Below are 19,101 nucleotides of genomic sequence, written 5' to 3'. Positions count from 1 at the left end.
TCTACCCGTTTTATAACAATTAGGCTACATAAACTGTCCATAAATGAACACTTGAGTGTTTCAAAACTGGACACTTTTTGTTTGTTGAATCTATATAGATTATTTTAAGTTATTGAAAATAATGGTTTTGTGTTTTTTGGCACAGCACTTGATGTAGTGATAACAGAAATCAGCATAATGGATGTCTGTCATGGATAAGAAAATCACCAAAACATCAAAATTTAACGCTCGCCGTACACTCATGTTGGTCGGTGTTGTTGCCGTTATTTCGGTCATCGCTTGGTACTGGACGAACACTTCGCAACAAGGGCGCGTTCAAAAAGTGAATTTAGACAATCTAGTGGTTTCGACGGTAACGTCGGGTGCGTTTTCTGATAGTTTGAGACTGCGCGGAAATATCCAACCTAAAACCAGCCTTTACCTTGATACGCTTGTGGGTGGGCGCGTAGAAGAAAAGTTGGTGGAACAAGGTGAGTACGTCACTAAAGGTCAACCGTTACTGCGTTTATCCAATACGTCATTACAACTCGATGTGATGGGGCGTGAAGCACAAGTGGCTGAGCAGCTTAACTTCCTTCGTAACACGCAAATGACCATGGAAACCAACCGTTTGAATCTCAAGCGTGATTTGTTAGAAATCGATCTGCAATTGGCGCATTTACAACGCAAATTAAAGCAAACCCGCCCTTTGGTGGAGAAAGGTGTTCTGGCTCGTGAGCAACTGCTGAACCTAGAACAAGATCATCGCTATTTCGAGCAACGTAAACTGCTGACCTTACAGCGTCAAAAGCAAGAAGAAAGCATTCGTCAGCTGCAAGTGGCGCAGCTTGAAGACAGTGCCACCATGCTGCAAACAAACTTGAAGTTTGCTCGTCAGAATCTCGCCAACCTGTTAGTGAAAGCGCCAATATCGGGTTATCTCAGTGATTTTACTATTGAGCTTGGGGAGTCAAAAGCGGCTGGCTCTCGTCTAGGTCAAATCGATATTCCTAAGTCTTATAAGCTGGTGGTTAGAGTCGATGAGTATTATCTCAACCAAGTACAATTAGGCATGCCTGCGCGTTTGATGGTGGAAGGTCAATCCCATGAACTCAATGTCAGCAAAATAGACAGTCGCGTTAATCAATCACAATTTCAAATCGAATTGGATTTACCGAAAGGGCTAACGGCATTGAAGCGTGGTCAAAGTCTGGACATCGACTTGATGTTCTCCAGTCAAGATCAACAAAGTTTATTGCTGTCACGTGGTGCGTTCGTTAACAGCACTGGTGGTAACTGGGTGTTTGTATTGAGCCCGCAGAGAGATCGCGCCATCCGTCGCAACATTCAATTAGGTAAGAAAAATCAACAATTTTATCAGGTCGTCAGTGGTTTAAAAGCCGGAGAGCGAGTGATCACTTCTGCTTACAACACCTTTGATAACGCTGACACCATCAAGGTGGAATTATAACGGTTTCAATGTGTAGACCTATCAAGGAGCAATAGTATGAACGACAACAGAACCGCACATCCATGTGCTTACGACCGTGACATCCTGTCACAGACGGTTGCCTTATCACACTATTGCTCCTATCGAACTGCATTGAAATGGATATGACTAATTTTAAAAATCAGAAAAGGACAACATCATGATCAAATTAAATAAACTGTCACGTGTGTTTCGTACCGAAGATGTAGAAACTACCGCGTTAAACGATATAAACATACAGGTAGAGCAAGGTGAGTTTGTCGCCATTATGGGACCTTCTGGGTGTGGTAAGTCCACGCTGTTAAGCATATTAGGTATGCTCGATTCTCCATCGGAAGGCGAATATCACTTTGATGGTATTGAGCTGAGCCAATACAGCGAAAAACAACTTTCGAGTGTGCGTAAGTCCAATATTGGCTTTGTGTTCCAAAGCTTTAACCTGATTGATGACTTAACCGTACGAGAAAACGTTGAGCTGCCGTTGCAATATCAGGGGCTGGCGAAAAAGCAGCGTCAAACCCGAGTTGAAGCCATTTTACGTCGAGTAAATATCGAGCATCGCGCCGATCACCTGCCGCAGCAATTATCCGGTGGTCAGCAGCAACGGGTTGCCGTGGCGCGGGCGCTGGTGATCAACCCCAAGCTTATCCTTGCTGATGAACCCACTGGTAACTTGGATTCTAAAAACGGCGAAGAAGTGATGATGATGCTCAAAGAGCTTAATGAAGCAGGCACCACCATTATTATGGTGACCCACTCAGAAAAAGACGCCACTTACGCAAGTCGTGTGGTGCGCTTGTTCGACGGGCAAATCATGTTAGATAAAGCTACTGAAGTGCAGCGTGAGGTGCAATATGCTTAATAATTACATCCTTGCCGCGCTGCGAGCGTTTAATCGTCAAAAGAAGCACACATTACTCAATTTATTTGGATTATCGGTGGGTTTAGCCGCCGCCATTCTTGTAGCGCTGTTTGTTAACTTTGAACGCTCATTTGATAAATCGCCTAAGCACAGTGAACATATTTATCGAGTGGCACAGTATTTTATTCCAATAGGGACTTCGGCACCAATAACCAGCCCTGTTCTGGATAAGCACATTGATGGCATTAATGGTATTCGCGATGTTTTTTCTTTAGATATGCTTAATGGATATATTGATGATCAGGTCAAGGTGGGTGACAGGTTTTATCAACTCAATGATTTGATGTCAGCGTCGCCGAATATTGATGAGTATATGAATATTACTGTACTTAAAGGTGACTTGACCAAAGCGTTAACTCAACCCGATCAAATTGCACTTGTTCGCAGTGAGGCGATGCGTTTATTCGGCAGTGTTGATGTGGTGGGCAAAACCTTAGCTCGTAAAGAAGGACGTTGGACGGTTGCCGCCGTATTTGATGAATTACCCGCCAATACTCATTTTGCATTTAACTCGCTTGCCTATCGAAACCCTGCTTTCTTTGAAAAAATGAGACTAAGTCATAATGGCGGCTATAACTATTTGCGTTTAGATCCGAATACCAATCCAGAGTCGGTCGCAACTCAATTACAATCTTTATTTAATAAAGTGGCTTATGGGGGACAAAACGTAGTCGAAGTCCGAATGCAGCCATTCAGTCAAATCCACTTAACCTCCGACAGTCGTTTTGAATTGAAACAAGGAGGCTCTGAAACCACGGTATTGGTGTGCATCGGCTTAAGTTTGCTTTTGATTGTGATTGCTAGCGTAAACTTCATCAATATGAGTGTGGCTCAGGCTAGTCAACGTGCTAAAGAAGTGGGCGTTCGTAAAGCTCTTGGGGCATCACGTTCACAATTGGTGGCGCAGTTTTTATGTGAATCCACATTGCTTGCGATTATTTCCGCAGTTATCGCTTGTGCGTTAGTGGAGCTTAGCTTGCCTTGGTTCAATACCCTTGTCGATAGACAACTAAGCCTTAACTATCTTTCTAGCTTCAGTGTCTTTATTGTCGGCATAACCTTATTGGTTGGTTTAGTGGCGGGGCTTTATCCTGCGCTATTTATCTCATCATTCAGCGCTAAACGGGTACTTAGTGGTGACTTACAGCGAGGTAAAACAGCCATTTGGGTGCGTAAATCTCTATTGGTATTGCAGTCAGCCATGTCGATAGCATTGATCATTGGCAGTATTACCCTTTACCAGCAGCTAACACTGATCAACTCATTACCTGTTGGCTATGAACGAGAACACAAGTTATTAGTCGCAGGTTTACCAAGAAATCAATTGTTCTTCCATTATAACTCCAGTTTTATGGATGAAATTAGCAGACTTCCCGGCGTTAACTCGGTGTCAGCTTTCGATAGCGACCTTACGGCTGTTATCGGAAGCTCGACATCAGTTATTTGGCAAGGTGGGAATCCGGAAGGAGAGGTTGTTCCGTTTGCTGGCACCAGCTTTGATATTGTCAAAACCCATGGTTTGAATTTAATAGCAGGACGGGATTTTTCCAAACAGCAAGCCTCAGATTGGTATCAGAAGCATGATGATGGAAGTAAAACAGCGGGAATTATTGTCACACGCGCTTTAGCTGAACAGGCCGGATTTAACGATCCACAACAAGCCATTGGCCAAGTTTGGCGGTTTAACGATAACACTAAAGGCAAAATAGTTGGGGTGATTGAAAATCTAAAAGTGGGGTCGGTTAAAGAGTCGTTAGTACCTGCCATGTTGGTGTGTGGCCTGTCATTCCAAAATGTGGCTCGAATGGTGGTTGATTTTGAACCCGCGCAATTGATGAGTGTGAAACAAGGCATAAAAGATATTATTCAGCGTCAATTTAATATGGCGGTACCGAAAATGGAATTACTGTCGGTCAATTACGACGCTATCTATAAAAGTGATCGCCAAGTCAGTGAAGTGGTGACCATATTCTCTATCTTAGCCATTGTACTGACTTGTGTTGGTATTCTTGGGTTAGCCTCATTCAGTGCCCTTCGTCGTGGAAAAGAGGTCGCTATTCGTAAGGTACTGGGTGATAGCGTATTTGGGCTAGTTAACCTATTAGCTAAAGAATTTATGATTCTGGTACTGATCAGCGTGTTGATTGCTTTCCCACTCACCTATTTATTAGTGGATGATTGGCTGAGTAACTTTAATGAACGTGTATCACAATCTATCTTAGCGTATGGTTTTGCGGTGCTGGTGGTGACCTCTGTAACTTGGATAACCGTTGCAAGTATTGCTTATAAAGTCGCTAGCGCACGTCCTTCCATGATGTTGCGCTATGAATAAGTTCATTTATTAAGCGGCATTTATTTTTGGAGAGTGGCTTTTGCCACTCTTTTTTGGCACATAGCACAATAGCTAGGGTTAACTATACTTTCTGAACATCTACAAATTAAGTCGTACAAGGATGTGGTATGAAAAAATGGTCAACGATGTTAATGACATTTGCGGTAACCTTGGTATTAAGCGTTCCAGTATCATCAATGGAAGCAAATAATTCTGTGGATTGCGTTCACTCTTGGCATTATGTGAAGCAAAAGATCAAACAAGCAAAAGCATACATAAAAGAGAATGGTAGCAAGGCTTACATCCAAGCTTTAAAAGCAAAAAAGTTTGATGGTCAAAATGAGTATATGTTTGCTATTGATTATCGCGGCAACATACTCGCACATCCATTTGTTCAATTGCATGATGTAAATGGCTGGGATTTTTATGATTCCGACCGTGTGTATATGGTGCGCGAAATGGTCAAAATGGCTAAATACAATGGGAAAGGCTGGATTGAATATCAATTCAAACATCATCAGACGGGACAGGTTGTCCCTCAACTGGTTTATATAGAAAGAGTGAATAATCGGTTTTTCATTGGTTTGGCGACATATTAAAGAAGGTTTACACTCTCGAATCAAAGCGACAAATAGTCGCTTTTTTTGTATGTGCAGCATTATCCTATTTTTTAGAGTTAACTTTCGAAACGAAACTTTTTTCTTGATAAATTAAAAAATAGTCGCGTAATTTTGATGTTTTTGTATAATTAACTTTCGTTTCGTAATTTATTAAGTTTCATTAGTGAATAGACGCAATACTCAACAACGCCGTCATACTATTGTCAGCCTGATCAATGAACAAGGTGAAGTACAGGTTGATGCATTGGCTATGCAATTTTCAACCTCTGAGGTGACCATTCGAAAGGATCTTGCAGAGCTTGAAAAAAATGGCTTATTGTTGCGTCGTTATGGTGGTGCCATTGCGCTGCCTTCTGAAATGGTCAGCACTCAGATCACCTCTGAAACCAAACTTGCTATTGCCGAAAAAGCCGCAGAGCTTATTCGTGATCATCAACGCGTTATCATCGATAGTGGCAGTACTACCATAGGCATGATCCCTTATCTGAATGATAAAACAGGGTTAGTGGTATTGACCAACTCACTCAAGCTTGCCAATGCTATTCATGAGCTTGAAAACGAGCCGACATTATTGATGACAGGTGGAACTTGGGATCCTCATTCGGGCTCTTTCCAAGGGCAAGTCGCTGAGCAAGTATTGCGTTCTTACGATTTCGATCAGCTTTTTATCGGTGCCGATGGCGTTGATTTAGCACGAGGAACCACCACTTTTAATGAACTGACTGGTCTCAGTAAAGTGATGGCCGAAATGGCGCGTCAAGTTGTGGTAGTGATGGAGTCCAATAAATTGGGTCGCCGTATACCTAACGTTGAGCTAGGGTGGAATACCATTGATATTTTGGTGACCGATGATGGCATTAATAAAGAAGCCATCGAACAAATTCAATCTCAAGGGGTGCAAGTTCTGATTGCATCTGCTGAAAATAACTAAGGAAAAACATATGTGTGGAATCGTAGGTGCTGTCGCACAACGTGATGTTGCAGACATTTTGGTGGAAGGACTTCGCCGACTCGAATACCGTGGCTATGACTCAGCCGGTGTCGCTATTATTGATGGTGAAACCCTATCTCGCACTCGCCGTTTAGGCAAGGTTCAAGAACTGGCTGATGCGCTCAATGAAGCGCCTGTAGCGGGTGGAACGGGTATTGCTCATACACGCTGGGCAACTCATGGTGAGCCGAGTGAGCGTAATGCTCATCCGCATATTTCTAATGACGACATTGCGGTTGTTCATAACGGTATTATCGAAAATCACAATGAATTACGTGAAAAACTCAAAAGCCTTGGCTATGAGTTTTTATCGGATACCGATACCGAGGTGATTTGTCATTTAGTTCATCATGAACTGAAAAGCCATGACAGCTTGTTGGCTGCGGTGCAAACCAGTGTTAAACAACTGGAAGGTGCTTACGGTACGGTTGTGATTGACCGTCGTGATGCAAACCGTATGGTAGTGGCGCGAAGCGGTAGCCCATTAGTAATTGGTTATGGTTTAGGTGAACATTTTGTTGCTTCTGATCAATTAGCCTTGTTACCAGTTACTCGTACCTTTGCCTTTTTAGAAGAAGGTGACGTAGCTGAAATTACTCGCCAACAAGTGCGTATTTTTGATGTTGACGGTAACGCCGTTGAGCGTGAAGCCAAAGAATCTGAAGTCACTCATGATGCGGGTGATAAAGGTGAATACCGCCACTACATGCTTAAAGAAATCTATGAGCAGCCACAAGCCTTAGCGCGTACCATCGAAGGTCGTATTGCTAACCAACAAGTATTAGACAGCGCCTTTGGTGACAATGCCGCGGAACTTCTCAAAGACGTGAAGCATGTACAAATTATCGCGTGTGGTACCAGTTACCATGCGGGTATGGCGGCTCGTTACTGGTTAGAAGACTGGGCTGGCGTATCTTGTAATGTCGAGATTGCCTCTGAGTTCCGTTATCGTAAATCACACCTATTCCCGAACAGCTTGCTGGTAACCATTTCGCAATCGGGTGAAACCGCTGATACGCTTGCTGCACTGCGTTTGGCTAAAGAAATGGGTTATACCTCAACCCTAACCATTTGTAATGCACCGGGTTCGTCGCTGGTTCGTGAGTCAGACATGGCGTACATGATGAAAGCGGGTGCAGAAATTGGTGTGGCCTCAACCAAAGCCTTTACGGTTCAGCTGGCGGGTTTGATGATGTTAACCGCTGCAATTGGTCGCCATAATGGCATGAGCGATGACATGCAAGCGGCTATCAGTCAAAGCCTACTATCATTGCCTGCGAAAGTAGAGCAAGCATTAAGCCTTGATGACAGCATTGCCCAGCTCGCGGAAGACTTTGCGGATAAGCATCATTCATTGTTCCTTGGTCGTGGCGATCAGTATCCAATTGCAATGGAAGGTGCATTAAAGCTGAAAGAGATCTCTTACATCCACGCTGAAGCCTATGCTTCTGGTGAGTTAAAACACGGTCCTTTAGCGTTGATTGATGCTGACATGCCTGTGATTGTGGTAGCACCAAACAACGAACTGCTTGAGAAGTTACATTCAAATGTAGAAGAAGTACGTGCGCGTGGTGGTTTGATGTATGTGTTTGCCGATAAAGACGCTAAGTTTGAATCGGACAACACCATGAAGGTGATCCCTGTGCCACATTGTGATGAGTTTATGGCACCACTGATTTACACCATTCCTTTGCAATTATTGTCTTATCACGTGGCGTTAATTAAAGGTACTGATGTGGATCAACCTCGTAATTTGGCAAAAAGTGTTACGGTGGAATAATCGTTACAGGAATTTTTCCAAGCCATGTAATCAAAGAGGAAGCGATATAAGCTTCCTCTTTGATTTAACCATTATCCCTTTAAGATAAAGATTTCAATAGCAGCGTAGAACGCTCTTCAAGTGTATTTAATTTTTGTTGCACAGACTGATATTCACTTTTTATATCAGTAAGTTGAGTCATTAACTCTTGCTTCCTTTTACTGGCAAGCTTCTGTGCTCTTTGTTTTTCACTCAATGCCTGCTCTGCTGAATCTTTAGCATTTTCTAGTTCAGCCTGAACTCTCTCCATTCTTAATAACACATCGCCTTCTTGCGTGCCCAGTTGATTAACGAGTTGATTTGTGGCTGAAAGTATCTGTTGAATTGATTGTAACTGCTGGCTTAGCTGAGGTATTTCACTGGCAAGCCTTGTATGTTCAACACTGACTTTTTTTAATTCATTATTCAATGTTGTTAGCTGTTGGTCTATCGATTCTTTTGATTTGCTTAGCTGTATTTTCTTCTTCAAATATTGTGCAAATAGCTGATCATCTTGTTTAGCGCGTTGTTTTTCTGGTTGTTCAGCAACTGAAATTGATTGAGGGTTTACTTGTTCTGGTTGTATTGAAAAATCAATGGGTAGAGGTTTACTGGTACAAGGGGATGTGTTAAATACACCGAACTCAAAAGCTTGGTTTAAATCGATTTGAATGATGCTTTGTTTAAAGTTTCCAATACGTTCTAGCATTAATAGTTTAGGCTCTCCGAACTCTTGGAATAGCAGAATGGCACGTTTAAGTTCTTCTCCTTTATCGGTTTGAGTAACAGAAAAATCGCAGAGAATTGGGTTACTTTCGCCGTAAATAATAGAAGGTATAGTTTTAATGGCGGTGAATTCATCTGCAAACAATAACGGAGGTGATAACAAGTCGGGTTTTACTTCGGCCATTATTCTTGATCCTGTTGTTCTCATATAAATGAGTTCAAAAATAATGGGTCTAACCTCAATTAACAATATTGTTAACAAAGCATAATCTTAAGTTAATTCATAGAGTAAGGCATAGATTTTACCGTTTTAGCCTACTCGACATTCAGTAATGTGTATTGTCCAAAAATTTTGCTGATTTATTAATGGTATTACTCATCTTTTGTCATCCAACATATTGAAAAGCATTTAGAAAAGTTAATTTCTATTTAATGATTTGTACGATTAAGTCTGTGTATATTAAGGAAAATATTCATCAATTAACTAGGTATTGAATATGGCAATGGCAGGAGCAGTGGCAAGCGGCGTACATGCTGCAGCGACTAAAATACGGGACAATGAAGATGCCCTTCGTGAGCAAGCAAAGCTAAAGGAAGATAATGAGACGGTATCCTTAGGTGAAAATGGGCATAAGTACAAATACCAAGCTTGTGATGGCAGCGTAAAAACTCAAAAAACAGAGCCAGAATGTTGCACCCTGAAAGATGTTATACGCTGCTTTTGTTGTTGCTGCTGTTGCATTATTGAATGCTGTGACGATCTCTAGGGATAAAGCCATAGGTGTTCATTGTGAGTGCATCCGATAATTTTTCATATATGTGTAGTTTTCTATCTTTTTTCTTGACTCTCACCCTACGTAATAGCTGATGATATAGCCCATATAAGGAACTAAATGGGTTAATAAGGTGTTGAATCAAGGAGTAATTTACAGCGTCAGTCAATTAAGTAAATTGGCTGGAGTGAGCGTTAGAACCTTACATCATTATGATGAGATTGGTCTGCTGCAAGCTAAGCGCAACAGCAGCAATGGCTACCGTGAATACAATCAGCACGATCTGGCCAAACTTCAGCAAATTCTTATCTATCGTGAACTGGGCTTTAGTCTTGTCGAGATCACCAAAGTCCTTTCTGCTGAAAATTATGAACTGATCTCAGTATTAAAACAGCAGCAAGATCTTCTTCATAAACGCATCAGTGATAGCCAATCTATGCTCAGTAGCCTAAACGATACCTTGGCGGTATTGGAAGGGCGTGAAAATTACGAAATCTACTTTTCAGGGATACCTAAAGAAAAAGCCGATCGTTGGAAAGGTATGATGAGTGAAAAAGCTGGCGAAGAAAAAATGTCAGTGATGTATCAAAGGCTATCCAAATTGTCTAAAGCGGAAAATAAAGCGCTTTTTCAAGATGTCGATCAATGGGTAAAAGGCTACATCGCTACTATGGATAAGCCCGCTGATTCGCAAGAAGTACAGTTGATGGTTGAGCGGCACTTTCACATGACAGAGCAGATGTTTAAAAAAACCATGGGCGATGAATTTAAAGGCTTAGACGTTGAACTCTACCAACATGTGATGGATTTATTGAAACAAGATCCGGTCACGATTGAAATCTATGAGCATTATCAACAAGGAATGGCGGAGCATTTATATCAAGCCATGCAATACTTTAAACAGCAGAACTTTTAAGGATCACAAATGGAATTATTTAACCAAATTTTTAACAGTGAAAACTATGTGCTGATCGTTGCGGTTTCGATAGCGGTCTTGATACTTTGGTTTTTACCCGCCATGCTCGCGCTTATTTTTAATCGCAAGCATTTTAAGCTTATTTTGTTTGCGTGTGTGCCTGCGGGATTTTCTGTTATCGCATGGAGCGGCGTATTAGTTTGGGCGGTATCGGGTAAAATGGTCAAAAAATTCGCGCCCAAAAGCGAACTTTCACCTTAGTGCCTCAAGGCTTAATGCAGTGGCTTACAGTCACTGCATAAGCAGTTGATTTCAAGTTGTGGACTAATCATGCTAAATCCCGCTTGTTCGACATTGTCATTAAGTTCACTGACGATATTTTTATTGATGTGAATTTCTTTTACTTTCTGACATTGGTTACAAATCAAAAATTGGGGAACAGAGTGTTCATGATCGCAAGTGATATGTGCACAGGCCACATACTTATTGCTGGTTTGTAATTTGTGTACCAAGGACTCTTCTTCTAAAAATTCCAAGATCCGATAAATGGTCATGATCGGAAATTTGTCATCAAAATACTGATTACAGTAGTCCGCTAACTCGTAGGCTGAAATGGCTTTGTTGGAATTAATGATCCCTGTCAGCACTTGCTTTCTTTTTGGGGTTAACCGTGCATTGCTTTTCTTACACTTTTGCTCTGCATGTTTGATCATTTCATTTGCGGTTGCCATAAATCAGGATCCATTATATGCCAGTATTATGTTATCGGATTGGTTCACTAACACTATTGTGTACGAACCGCCCTATCGTGCCGTGATAATGGCACTCAGTTTAATTCATTAAAGCAAGGATAAACACCGTTTTGTTTATTCTTACCTAAAGCTAAACGGCATCTGTTATGTGTGCAGGTTGTCGTTGAGTGCTGGCCTGCGGTTGTGTTAATTGTTCAATGTAAAGTGTCATTTCTTCGGTTTTGTTCTCCTTTGGGATTAACGTAAACAGATAAGTACCACTGGCTGCGACATTGAATTTTAGGTTTCCATCAATTGATGTGGTTTTTAATGAAACGGTTTTGTTAACTTCAACCGTAGCGCCACCTCCAAAGTCTGTGTCAGCCCAGTCCTCTGAAGCGATTTTAAATTCGATGCACTCATCTGCCTCAAAGTCTTTTTGTACGACATAGTTGCCTTGAAGTGTTCTTGTAAATTGATGCTCTTGATTGGCAACCCACTGATCTTTCGATGTTCTTAAATAGATAGGTTGGTTAAATTCTTTGAACTTGCCCACAAGCGAGACCAACTCAATTTCTTCTTGCTCTTTAACCATAGGTGAAGACCAAAGTGGAGTTGGGGTGCTCACCGCCGTATAATTATTGAGTTTGGCTTGGCATTGCTGAAGTTTGGCTAAAGCTGTTGTAAAACTGTCTCTGTTAGCGAGATCCATAGGCGTTTCTTTGAAGTCATCAGGCCAGTCCAAAGGAGGGGAATGTTTGAGTAACTCATCAAGAATATCGAACCGAACTTGTCTTGCACCATCTTTTGCACGCATTACTGCAAGATGAAGAGGAGTACGCCTTCCTTTCATGTGGGGAGTCGTGACTAAAGCACCTGCGTCAAGGAGGGTTTTGACCATTTCTCTCAACCCTTCTAATATGGCCTCACATAGGGGAGTCTCATTGGGGAACCCATACTGACAGGCATTGACATTAACTCCGTCCCGAATGGCCAAATCCGCGCGTCGATGGCCTTTTCCTCGGTAGCTGCTTTCTTCTTTGTAATTCAAAATATGGTCGCACAAATCATGGCTCTTATTTAGACGTTCGACCAAGTGCTCAATTAATGCCTTCTGAGCGATATAGTCTTCTCTAAAAAAGCTGAAATAAGGGGGAGATAGTGTCAGTGTAGGTGAGGATAATGTCCATTTATAGGTACGGCTACAGAACCTGACCGTGTATTTACATTTGCATCGAATTTGATCTGTTACGATTATAATTTCTTGTCCGAGAAACCTTGCAAGATCAGTCACCTGTTTAGAGGTGACCTTTACATCGTAAGAGCAAGTCATGCAATGTGAGTTTCCAGGGTGACAAAATATCAAAGACTTTGAAAAATTGAGCTCGATATGAGAATCCTTTGAGTTAAGAGAATCCATTTTTGCAGAAGAGTTAGGTGAGGTCTGATAAATCATGTCTTTCTGTTTTTTTTGTTACAACATAACATTAAGGTATCACTCATTAACTCTTTAAAAAAATTAATTATGTTTCATATAGATAATTAATTTTCATCAAGTAGCCAAGCCCTGGCTTGAGGTGTTTGCTGCCCCCTTCTATGAGCCCATGAATTGCCAAGCACAAAAAAACACCCATTGTTTGTTAGTACAAGGGTGTCATGATTTCACTAAAATAAATATTTCGCGTGGAAGTTTAAGTGCTCTTCAATAAAGCTAGAAATGAAGTAGTAACTGTGATCGTATCCCGTCTGCATTCTAAGCTCTAACGCCGAGTGATGTGCTTTGGCGGCAGCGACCAAGTTTTCCGGCTTAAGCTGCTCAGCTAAAAAGTTATCGGCATCACCTTGATCCACCAATATTGGCAGCGGTGATTGGACTTGCGTTAACAACTCACAGGCATCAAAAGCTTTCCATGTCTCAACATCACGGCCTAGATAAGCAGTAAAGGCTTTATGTCCCCAAGGACATTGAACGGGATTACAAATCGGGCTGAACGCCGAAATGGAGCGATATCGCTCTGGATTTTTCAGGCCTATGGTTAATGCGCCATGTCCGCCCATGCTGTGACCACTGATCGACTTTTGCTTGCTGACAGGAAAGTTTGCCTCTATCAGCTTAGGAAGCTCATCGGTGATGTAATCGTACATACGATAGTGGTTAGCCCAAGGGGCTTGTGTGGCGTTAACATAAAACCCAGCGCCTTGCCCAAGATCGTAATTATCATCATCCGCCACACCTTCACCGCGAGGGCTGGTATCGGGAGCAACAATCGCAATGCCTAATTCAGCCGCGGCGCGAAATGCGCCAGCCTTTTGCATAAAGTTTTCATCAGTGCAGGTTAAGCCTGATAGCCAATACAGCACTGGTACAGGTTGCTCATTACTGGCATTGGGCGGCAGAAAAATCGCAAAACGCATGGTGCAATTTACCGTTTCAGCAGCATGGCTGTATTGCTTATGCCAGCCACCAGCCACCTTAGCTTGGCTAACTAATTCAATACTCATCATTAGTCCTTATCCATGTGGATCACTGAGCGAATGCTTTTGCCTTCATGCATTAAATCAAAGGCGTGGTTGACGTCTTTCAGACCCATAGTGTGGGTGATGAATTCTTGTAAGCCAAATTCACCCGCTAGGTATTGCTCAACAATTTGTGGCAGTTGTGAGCGACCTTTTACACCACCGAAAGCAGAACCTTTCCAGACACGACCTGTGACCAACTGGAATGGACGGGTAGCGATTTCTTGTCCTGCGCCAGCCACACCAATGATCACCGATTCACCCCAGCCTTTATGACAACACTCTAAGGCTTGACGCATGACATTGACGTTGCCGATACATTCAAATGAGTAATCTACGCCACCATCGGTCATTTCAACGATGAACTCTTGGATCGGTTTATCAATGTCATTTGGGTTAATAACATCGGTTGCCCCAAGCTGTTTGGCAAGCTCAAACTTACTGTCGTTAATGTCGACTCCAATAATACGGCTGGCGCCTGCCATTTTTGCACCTATGATGGCGGATAAACCAATGCCACCTAAGCCGAAAATGGCAACGGTGTCACCCTGCTCTACCTTTGCTGTGTTCAATACGGCACCCATACCAGTGGTAACACCACAACCTAAAAGACACACTTCTTCTAATGGTGCTGTTTTATTCACTTTTGCTAATGAAATCTCAGGAAGAACCGTATATTCAGAGAAGGTTGAGCACCCCATATAATGATAAATTGGCTGGCCGTCTTTAGAGAAACGGCTAGTCCCATCTGGCATTAAGCCCTTACCTTGAGTTTCACGTACCGCTTGGCAAAGGTTGGTTTTGCCTGAGGTGCAGAATTTACACTTGCCACATTCAGCGGTGTAAAGCGGAATGACATGATCGCCCACTTCAACTGAGGTGACGCCTTCTCCCACCATTTCCACAATACCGCCACCTTCATGGCCAAGTACCGCAGGGAAAATGCCTTCAGGATCTTCTCCCGACAAGGTAAAGGCATCGGTATGGCAAACACCAGTTGCCACAATGCGAACTAAGACTTCGCCTGCTTTAGGCAGTTCAACATCAATTTCTTCCATTTTCAGCGGTTCACCGGCTGCCCAAGCTACAGCTGCTTTTGATTTTATTGAAGTTTGGTTTGGTTCTAGGTTTAAAGCCATGATGGACTCCTAAATTCGCCCGATATAGACGTTGTATAACTTGAATATCAAAAATTGTACTGTCTATTATTTTTAAAATAATCCCTCATTATTGAAAATGATTATTTCAAATATGTAATAATCGGCTTTGGATTTTATAGTGGGAAACAGCATGGCACAGTGGCAAGGGGTGAACGAATTTATTTGTGTAGCAGAAAGCCAAAGCTTTACGGTGGCGGCGGAGCGCTTGGGGCTTTCCGTGGTCAAAGTCAGTCGTCAAGTTTCGGCGCTTGAAGCATCAATCGGCGTAAAGCTACTGCATCGAACCACCAGAAAAGTGGCGTTAACGGATGCCGGTAAGCTGTACTATCAAAGTTGTAAGCCTCTGGTAGAGGGGTTAGAGCAAGCCGAATTGGCGGTAACCCAAATGCAGCAACAAGCCAAAGGGTTGATCCGTATTACAGCTCCCACCACCTACGGCGAGCGCTTTATCGGTCCATTACTCAACGACTTTTTGTTGCAGCATCCGCAATTGGATGTGGAGCTCATTTTTACCAATCGAAAATTAGATCTAATTGAGCAGCACATTGATGTCGCCATTCGTCTTGGTCAGCTCCGTGATTCGACCATGATTGCAAAGCGTTTAGCTAATCGTCAGCTATACGTGTGTGCCAGTCCAAGTTATATAGCAAAATTTGGTGAGCCACATACCTTATCTGAGCTCAGTCAGCACCAATGTTTAATGGGAACCTTATCTCATTGGAGGTTTCAAGATTCGAATCGACCACGAACTGTTCAAATCAATGGCAGAATGAGCTGTAATTCAGGGCAGGTGTTATATGACAGTGCTTTAAAAGGCTTAGGTTTGGTGCAGTTACCGGATTACTACGTGCAATCGGCGCTAGAAAATGGTCAATTGGTAGAGGTGTTATCTCGATATCGAGACGTCAATGAAGGCATTTGGGCACTGTATCCCCATAACCGCCAACTGTCCTATAAAGTCAAAGTTTTGATTGAGTTTTTACAGAAGCGATTATCAACAGGCACTTGATAATGTGCCTATTGATAGGAAGCTAGGGTTAATACATGTCAATGGTAACCACGTTGGTTACACCAGCTTTAAGCTTTAAATCGCCAGTTGTGTAAAACTTACCTTTGGTGGATTCTGATTTTAAATAATAGTTACCACTGTTAAGTAGCTCAGCTTTACCATAGTAGTGAACTGTTACCGGATCATCGACCAACCAGCCCTCTTTGCTTACTGGATAAAGATACTGTTTCGATTTAATTTCTGCGCCACTGTCCTGATGGTAGGAAACGAAGCGTACCATGGTCATGCCTTGTGGGTTTTTCTCTGTGCTGACACTGCGAATGGCACCAAGATCGCTTTTCATTCGGGTGGCTTTAGTAATGTAAAATTGCTCATTTTTAGTGCTGTATTGATTATTCGCAGAGCCCGGAACGGCGGTTGGTGCATTACCCTTTGTCATGCCAGCTATTGTTTTAACAGAATCGGCAATGTTTCGAATGTCAGTACTTTTACAGGCAGATAAGCTGAGAATGACGGCGCAAAGAAGAAGCTTTTTCATGTGACTAGATCCATTAGTAGTTTTGAAATTGATAGCCAATAAACATCCTAATTATTGGAGAATTGTCGAATAAGTTATCAAGGTGATAAATTATCGTCAATTCAAATGTTTGATTTATGTACTAAATAACCTCAGCTCTGAATAAGTAAACCTCTACAGCACAGCTACTTATGCGTATTTCTGTGTTATAACAGCCCGAAATAGATTGGCTATTACTAACTGTTTTGCCTTGAACTACACAAAATTAGCCGCACTGTAGATAAAAATTTAAGGTTTGCATTGTAAATCAGAATGTTATGGATTTCGTTATACAGAGCTGAGGTTAAATAATGAGCGCAGTGAGCCAAAAGCGATGCTTTTGACTCTTGATTTACAAACTAGGTTGTCATTGAAGACATATAAAGACCTTGCATGGAGGTAACTCGAGCAAAACGCTTTAACCTTCTTCCTGTACTGTAAAGCGTATCTCTGACTTTTATTACGCCATCTTCAAGCTCTTTTGGGGTCATGTTTTTAGGCTCAAAAACCACATGCGAGCAATCGTAATCCACCCAATCATTACTGAGTAAGCGCTCTTCCCTGAGCAGTTGATTGTAAAATTTGGTGCCGGGAAATGGGGTGATAAAGTTAGGGTGGATCACATCCAGTTTGACGTCATCCACAAAAGCAATGGTTTCATCGAAGATGTCTTTTTCGTGCTCATCAAATCCGAATAACATGCAGCTATCAACGACGATGTTATTATCATGTAATCGACCTATCAGCTCTTTAGCTCGGCTCGGTTTTATAAAACCTTTACCTGCCATTTTTAACGCAGGATGCGAGCAGGTTTCTAATCCCACTAGCAAGTAGGTTAAGCCTGACTTTGCAGCGGCTTCAACTAAGACTTCATTTTCAGCAAAGTCTAAGGTGGCTTCTCCTGCCCATTGAACTTTGAGCTTTTTCAGCTCAGTGAACAGCTCAAGCGCATAATCGGGATCGGAGCATAAGTTATCAGCATGCAGTTCAAGGTATTGTTTGCCAGAAGCTCGGATCTCATCAATCACATGAGCTACAGGCCGAAAGACTTCACGTTTGAAGAAGGGACGAACCGTGCAATAGCTGCAACTGTTTTTACAGCCACGGCCGACGAGTACGCCCCAAGTGCCGTAACGCTTTTTAAGATCTGGAGAATTAGGCCATGGGTTAAGGTTACCCATATCCACTTGTTCATTACTCTTATATGACGGTTTTAATTGTCCTTTCTCGGCATCAGCCAGTAGTGCTCGCCACACCAACTCTGCTTCACCAATGATCACTGAATCGGCATAGTGTGCGGCTTCAGCGGGTAAAAAGGTGACATGTAGCCCTGATAGCACCACCAGCAAGCTGTTTTCTTTGAGTTTTTGTGCCAATTGATAAGCATGAGTGATATCCGGTGTCGATGCGGTCAAAATGGCTAAGTGCGCCCACTCAATGTGCTTTTTAGTGAGCTTATCCCCATTGGTTTCATCGACGATTTCAAACGAATGTGTGTTAGGTGTTGCCGCCGCCAAAGAGAAGATGCCTTGCGGTGGCGAAGACATGTATTTTTTGTAGTCTTTAAAATCAGATTCGGCTGACGCTTTAATGATCAGGATATTCATAATGCTACCTCTTTAGCCCATTAAGTACATTGTTTGAAGCCACTTTAGGGGCTTCTCTGGCGGCGAGTGTTCCATCTTGTATCGCATACCAAGCGGTATATACGGTTGAATCAATCAAGTAGTAAATCCAGCGGCTGCTAAGGGTATTTGCAATCGTTCCCTGCTGTTTGCAAGACTCGATAAGCGCTAAAATCTCTCTTTCCAAGGATAAGTATTCCGTCATGGTTTCTTGGTGTTCAAATGTCTTCCATTCATACAAAATGAAATGAACACAATCCCCGTGAGGCACCAGTAGTTCTATCAGCGTAGATAATTGTTCAACGGGGATCTCTGAACGGCTTATCGCTTCATTGAGCGCTGTTTTAAACTGACGAATCGCTTCAATACTTAGCACCGACACTAAAGCTTCTTTACTGGAAAAGTGACGATGTAATGATGCCCGCCCCACTCCGGCATATTTGGCAATTTCACTTAAGCTAGCGCCAGGGTTAATGGCCAACAAGGAGGTACCTGTTTCAATTAGCTTAGCTCTGACAGATTGCTTAGGATTCATCCATTAGTCTCAATAATGATTCATATCTGTATTTTATGAGGCAAAAATGTCTCATTGTTTGATGTGGATCGAGTTTTGATGAAAAAGATCAAAATTTGAGCGCGGGAGTGCAATATAAGATATTTCGATTTGCTCCTTCATTTATCTATGAGCAAGTATATGCTTACCGCTTTCATGCCAACGGCTGAACATCGAAAGGGTATAGGTTGTACTATGGGGTGGACTCGAAGACGATTTTTAACAACCAGTGGTGCATTATTGGGTGCTAGTGTAGTGATAAAGCCTGGAGTCGCGAAAAGCCTACTTAAAGCACCTTCAATTCAGCCACCACAACCTTTAAACGCTGCCAAGCCATTCATTTTATTTCCTCAATTTAGCTTGCTTGAAATTATTCCACCAAATACTCATTAACATTTGGGATC

At 42.3% G+C, this 19,101-nt stretch carries 19 protein-coding genes; 11 read left to right on the top strand and 8 right to left on the bottom strand.

The features are described 5' to 3' along the window. Positions 1-190: 190 nt before the first annotated feature. From E2H97_RS18585 to glmS, 6 genes are all read left to right on the top strand, one after another. Positions 191-1,450, top strand: coding sequence for an efflux RND transporter periplasmic adaptor subunit (locus tag E2H97_RS18585; protein WP_133408498.1), 1,260 nt, complete (start codon positions 191-193; stop codon positions 1,448-1,450). Between the two features lie 178 nt (positions 1,451-1,628). After that, a complete protein-coding gene (locus E2H97_RS18580) occupies positions 1,629-2,330 on the top strand; it encodes an ABC transporter ATP-binding protein (protein WP_133408497.1) in 702 nt (233 codons plus the stop codon). Further along, the gene (locus tag E2H97_RS18575; protein ID WP_133408496.1) at positions 2,323-4,722 is read left to right on the top strand and encodes an ABC transporter permease; all 2,400 of its coding nucleotides are present in this window, start codon (positions 2,323-2,325) and stop codon (positions 4,720-4,722) included. The genes E2H97_RS18580 and E2H97_RS18575 overlap by 8 nt, the downstream gene beginning before the upstream one ends. A 128-nt stretch (positions 4,723-4,850) precedes the next feature. Next, positions 4,851-5,321, top strand: a complete 471-nt coding sequence (locus E2H97_RS18570; protein WP_133408495.1) for a cache domain-containing protein — start codon at positions 4,851-4,853, stop codon at positions 5,319-5,321. Between the two features lie 184 nt (positions 5,322-5,505). Beyond that, positions 5,506-6,273 carry a DeoR/GlpR family DNA-binding transcription regulator gene (locus E2H97_RS18565; protein WP_133408494.1) on the top strand — a complete coding sequence of 256 codons (768 nt, stop codon included), beginning with the start codon at positions 5,506-5,508 and terminating at the stop codon, positions 6,271-6,273. Between the two features lie 10 nt (positions 6,274-6,283). Next, positions 6,284-8,113, top strand: a complete 1,830-nt coding sequence (gene glmS, locus E2H97_RS18560) for a glutamine--fructose-6-phosphate transaminase (isomerizing) (protein ID WP_133408493.1) — start codon at positions 6,284-6,286, stop codon at positions 8,111-8,113. Positions 8,114-8,192: 79 nt separating this feature from the next. On the opposite strand, the gene E2H97_RS18555 is transcribed toward glmS, so the two are convergent. Next, a complete protein-coding gene (locus E2H97_RS18555; RefSeq protein WP_133408492.1) occupies positions 8,193-9,041 on the bottom strand; it encodes a coiled-coil domain-containing protein in 849 nt (282 codons plus the stop codon). A gap of 313 nt (positions 9,042-9,354) precedes the next feature. On the opposite strand from E2H97_RS18555, the gene E2H97_RS18550 reads away from it, so the two are divergent. The 3 genes from E2H97_RS18550 to E2H97_RS18540 all read left to right on the top strand — a co-directional run bounded on the left by E2H97_RS18550 (position 9,355) and on the right by E2H97_RS18540 (position 10,807). Next, on the top strand, positions 9,355-9,624 hold the full coding sequence (locus E2H97_RS18550; protein WP_133408491.1) for a hypothetical protein: 270 nt from the start codon (positions 9,355-9,357) through the stop codon (positions 9,622-9,624). Between the two features lie 139 nt (positions 9,625-9,763). Then, a complete protein-coding gene (locus E2H97_RS18545) occupies positions 9,764-10,546 on the top strand; it encodes a MerR family transcriptional regulator (RefSeq protein WP_133408490.1) in 783 nt (260 codons plus the stop codon). A 9-nt stretch (positions 10,547-10,555) separates the two neighbouring features. Continuing rightward, positions 10,556-10,807, top strand: coding sequence for a superinfection immunity protein (locus tag E2H97_RS18540; protein ID WP_133408489.1), 252 nt, complete (start codon positions 10,556-10,558; stop codon positions 10,805-10,807). 11 nt (positions 10,808-10,818) lie between these two features. Here E2H97_RS18540 and E2H97_RS18535 read toward each other — a convergent pair whose 3' ends face one another. From E2H97_RS18535 to E2H97_RS18520, 4 genes are all read right to left on the bottom strand, one after another. Continuing rightward, positions 10,819-11,277 (bottom strand): Fur family transcriptional regulator, encoded by a 459-nt coding sequence (locus E2H97_RS18535; protein WP_133408488.1) that lies wholly within the window; start codon positions 11,275-11,277, stop codon positions 10,819-10,821. A gap of 151 nt (positions 11,278-11,428) precedes the next feature. After that, on the bottom strand, positions 11,429-12,733 hold the full coding sequence (locus E2H97_RS18530) for a hypothetical protein (protein WP_133408487.1): 1,305 nt from the start codon (positions 12,731-12,733) through the stop codon (positions 11,429-11,431). 209 nt (positions 12,734-12,942) lie between these two features. After that, positions 12,943-13,779: an S-formylglutathione hydrolase gene (gene fghA / locus E2H97_RS18525; protein WP_133408710.1), complete on the bottom strand. Its 837-nt coding sequence runs from the start codon at positions 13,777-13,779 to the stop codon at positions 12,943-12,945. A gap of 2 nt (positions 13,780-13,781) precedes the next feature. Next, a complete protein-coding gene (locus E2H97_RS18520) occupies positions 13,782-14,933 on the bottom strand; it encodes an S-(hydroxymethyl)glutathione dehydrogenase/class III alcohol dehydrogenase (protein ID WP_133408486.1) in 1,152 nt (383 codons plus the stop codon). Between the two features lie 151 nt (positions 14,934-15,084). Between E2H97_RS18520 and E2H97_RS18515 the strand changes: the two genes are divergently transcribed. Further along, positions 15,085-15,963, top strand: a complete 879-nt coding sequence (locus tag E2H97_RS18515; protein ID WP_133408485.1) for a LysR substrate-binding domain-containing protein — start codon at positions 15,085-15,087, stop codon at positions 15,961-15,963. Between the two features lie 28 nt (positions 15,964-15,991). On the opposite strand, the gene E2H97_RS18510 is transcribed toward E2H97_RS18515, so the two are convergent. The 3 genes from E2H97_RS18510 to E2H97_RS18500 form a co-directional block, all read right to left on the bottom strand. Beyond that, the gene (locus E2H97_RS18510) at positions 15,992-16,501 is read right to left on the bottom strand and encodes a hypothetical protein (protein WP_133408484.1); all 510 of its coding nucleotides are present in this window, start codon (positions 16,499-16,501) and stop codon (positions 15,992-15,994) included. A 377-nt stretch (positions 16,502-16,878) separates the two neighbouring features. Continuing rightward, positions 16,879-18,126: a B12-binding domain-containing radical SAM protein gene (locus E2H97_RS18505; protein ID WP_133408483.1), complete on the bottom strand. Its 1,248-nt coding sequence runs from the start codon at positions 18,124-18,126 to the stop codon at positions 16,879-16,881. Between the two features lie 4 nt (positions 18,127-18,130). Then, positions 18,131-18,679 carry a TetR/AcrR family transcriptional regulator gene (locus E2H97_RS18500; protein ID WP_133408482.1) on the bottom strand — a complete coding sequence of 183 codons (549 nt, stop codon included), beginning with the start codon at positions 18,677-18,679 and terminating at the stop codon, positions 18,131-18,133. A gap of 147 nt (positions 18,680-18,826) precedes the next feature. Here E2H97_RS18500 and E2H97_RS18495 point away from each other — a divergent pair, with 147 nt between their 5' ends. Continuing rightward, complete coding sequence (locus E2H97_RS18495; protein ID WP_133408481.1) at positions 18,827-19,090, top strand: twin-arginine translocation signal domain-containing protein; 264 nt, start codon at positions 18,827-18,829, stop codon at positions 19,088-19,090. Positions 19,091-19,101: the final 11 nt, after the last annotated feature.

Origin of the sequence: Parashewanella tropica (assembly GCF_004358445.1) — a bacterium.
GTDB classification, from domain to species: domain Bacteria; phylum Pseudomonadota; class Gammaproteobacteria; order Enterobacterales; family Shewanellaceae; genus Parashewanella; species Parashewanella tropica.
The sequence above is the reverse complement of the archived record's forward strand: the minus strand, read 5'-3'. Positions and strand labels throughout refer to the sequence as shown.

Coding starts and splice junctions, on each gene's coding strand:
- E2H97_RS18540 (WP_133408489.1), top strand. CDS start 10,556: ATGGAATTATTTAACCAAATTTTTAACAGTGAAAACTATGTGCTGATC.
- E2H97_RS18585 (WP_133408498.1), top strand. CDS start 191: ATGGATAAGAAAATCACCAAAACATCAAAATTTAACGCTCGCCGTACA.
- fghA (WP_133408710.1), bottom strand. CDS start 13,779: ATGAGTATTGAATTAGTTAGCCAAGCTAAGGTGGCTGGTGGCTGGCAT.
- E2H97_RS18520 (WP_133408486.1), bottom strand. CDS start 14,933: ATGGCTTTAAACCTAGAACCAAACCAAACTTCAATAAAATCAAAAGCA.
- E2H97_RS18555 (WP_133408492.1), bottom strand. CDS start 9,041: ATGGCCGAAGTAAAACCCGACTTGTTATCACCTCCGTTATTGTTTGCA.
- E2H97_RS18495 (WP_133408481.1), top strand. CDS start 18,827: ATGAGCAAGTATATGCTTACCGCTTTCATGCCAACGGCTGAACATCGA.
- E2H97_RS18570 (WP_133408495.1), top strand. CDS start 4,851: ATGAAAAAATGGTCAACGATGTTAATGACATTTGCGGTAACCTTGGTA.
- E2H97_RS18500 (WP_133408482.1), bottom strand. CDS start 18,679: ATGAATCCTAAGCAATCTGTCAGAGCTAAGCTAATTGAAACAGGTACC.
- E2H97_RS18535 (WP_133408488.1), bottom strand. CDS start 11,277: ATGGCAACCGCAAATGAAATGATCAAACATGCAGAGCAAAAGTGTAAG.
- E2H97_RS18515 (WP_133408485.1), top strand. CDS start 15,085: ATGGCACAGTGGCAAGGGGTGAACGAATTTATTTGTGTAGCAGAAAGC.
- E2H97_RS18510 (WP_133408484.1), bottom strand. CDS start 16,501: ATGAAAAAGCTTCTTCTTTGCGCCGTCATTCTCAGCTTATCTGCCTGT.
- glmS (WP_133408493.1), top strand. CDS start 6,284: ATGTGTGGAATCGTAGGTGCTGTCGCACAACGTGATGTTGCAGACATT.
- E2H97_RS18580 (WP_133408497.1), top strand. CDS start 1,629: ATGATCAAATTAAATAAACTGTCACGTGTGTTTCGTACCGAAGATGTA.
- E2H97_RS18505 (WP_133408483.1), bottom strand. CDS start 18,126: ATGAATATCCTGATCATTAAAGCGTCAGCCGAATCTGATTTTAAAGAC.
- E2H97_RS18530 (WP_133408487.1), bottom strand. CDS start 12,733: ATGATTTATCAGACCTCACCTAACTCTTCTGCAAAAATGGATTCTCTT.
- E2H97_RS18575 (WP_133408496.1), top strand. CDS start 2,323: ATGCTTAATAATTACATCCTTGCCGCGCTGCGAGCGTTTAATCGTCAA.
- E2H97_RS18550 (WP_133408491.1), top strand. CDS start 9,355: ATGGCAATGGCAGGAGCAGTGGCAAGCGGCGTACATGCTGCAGCGACT.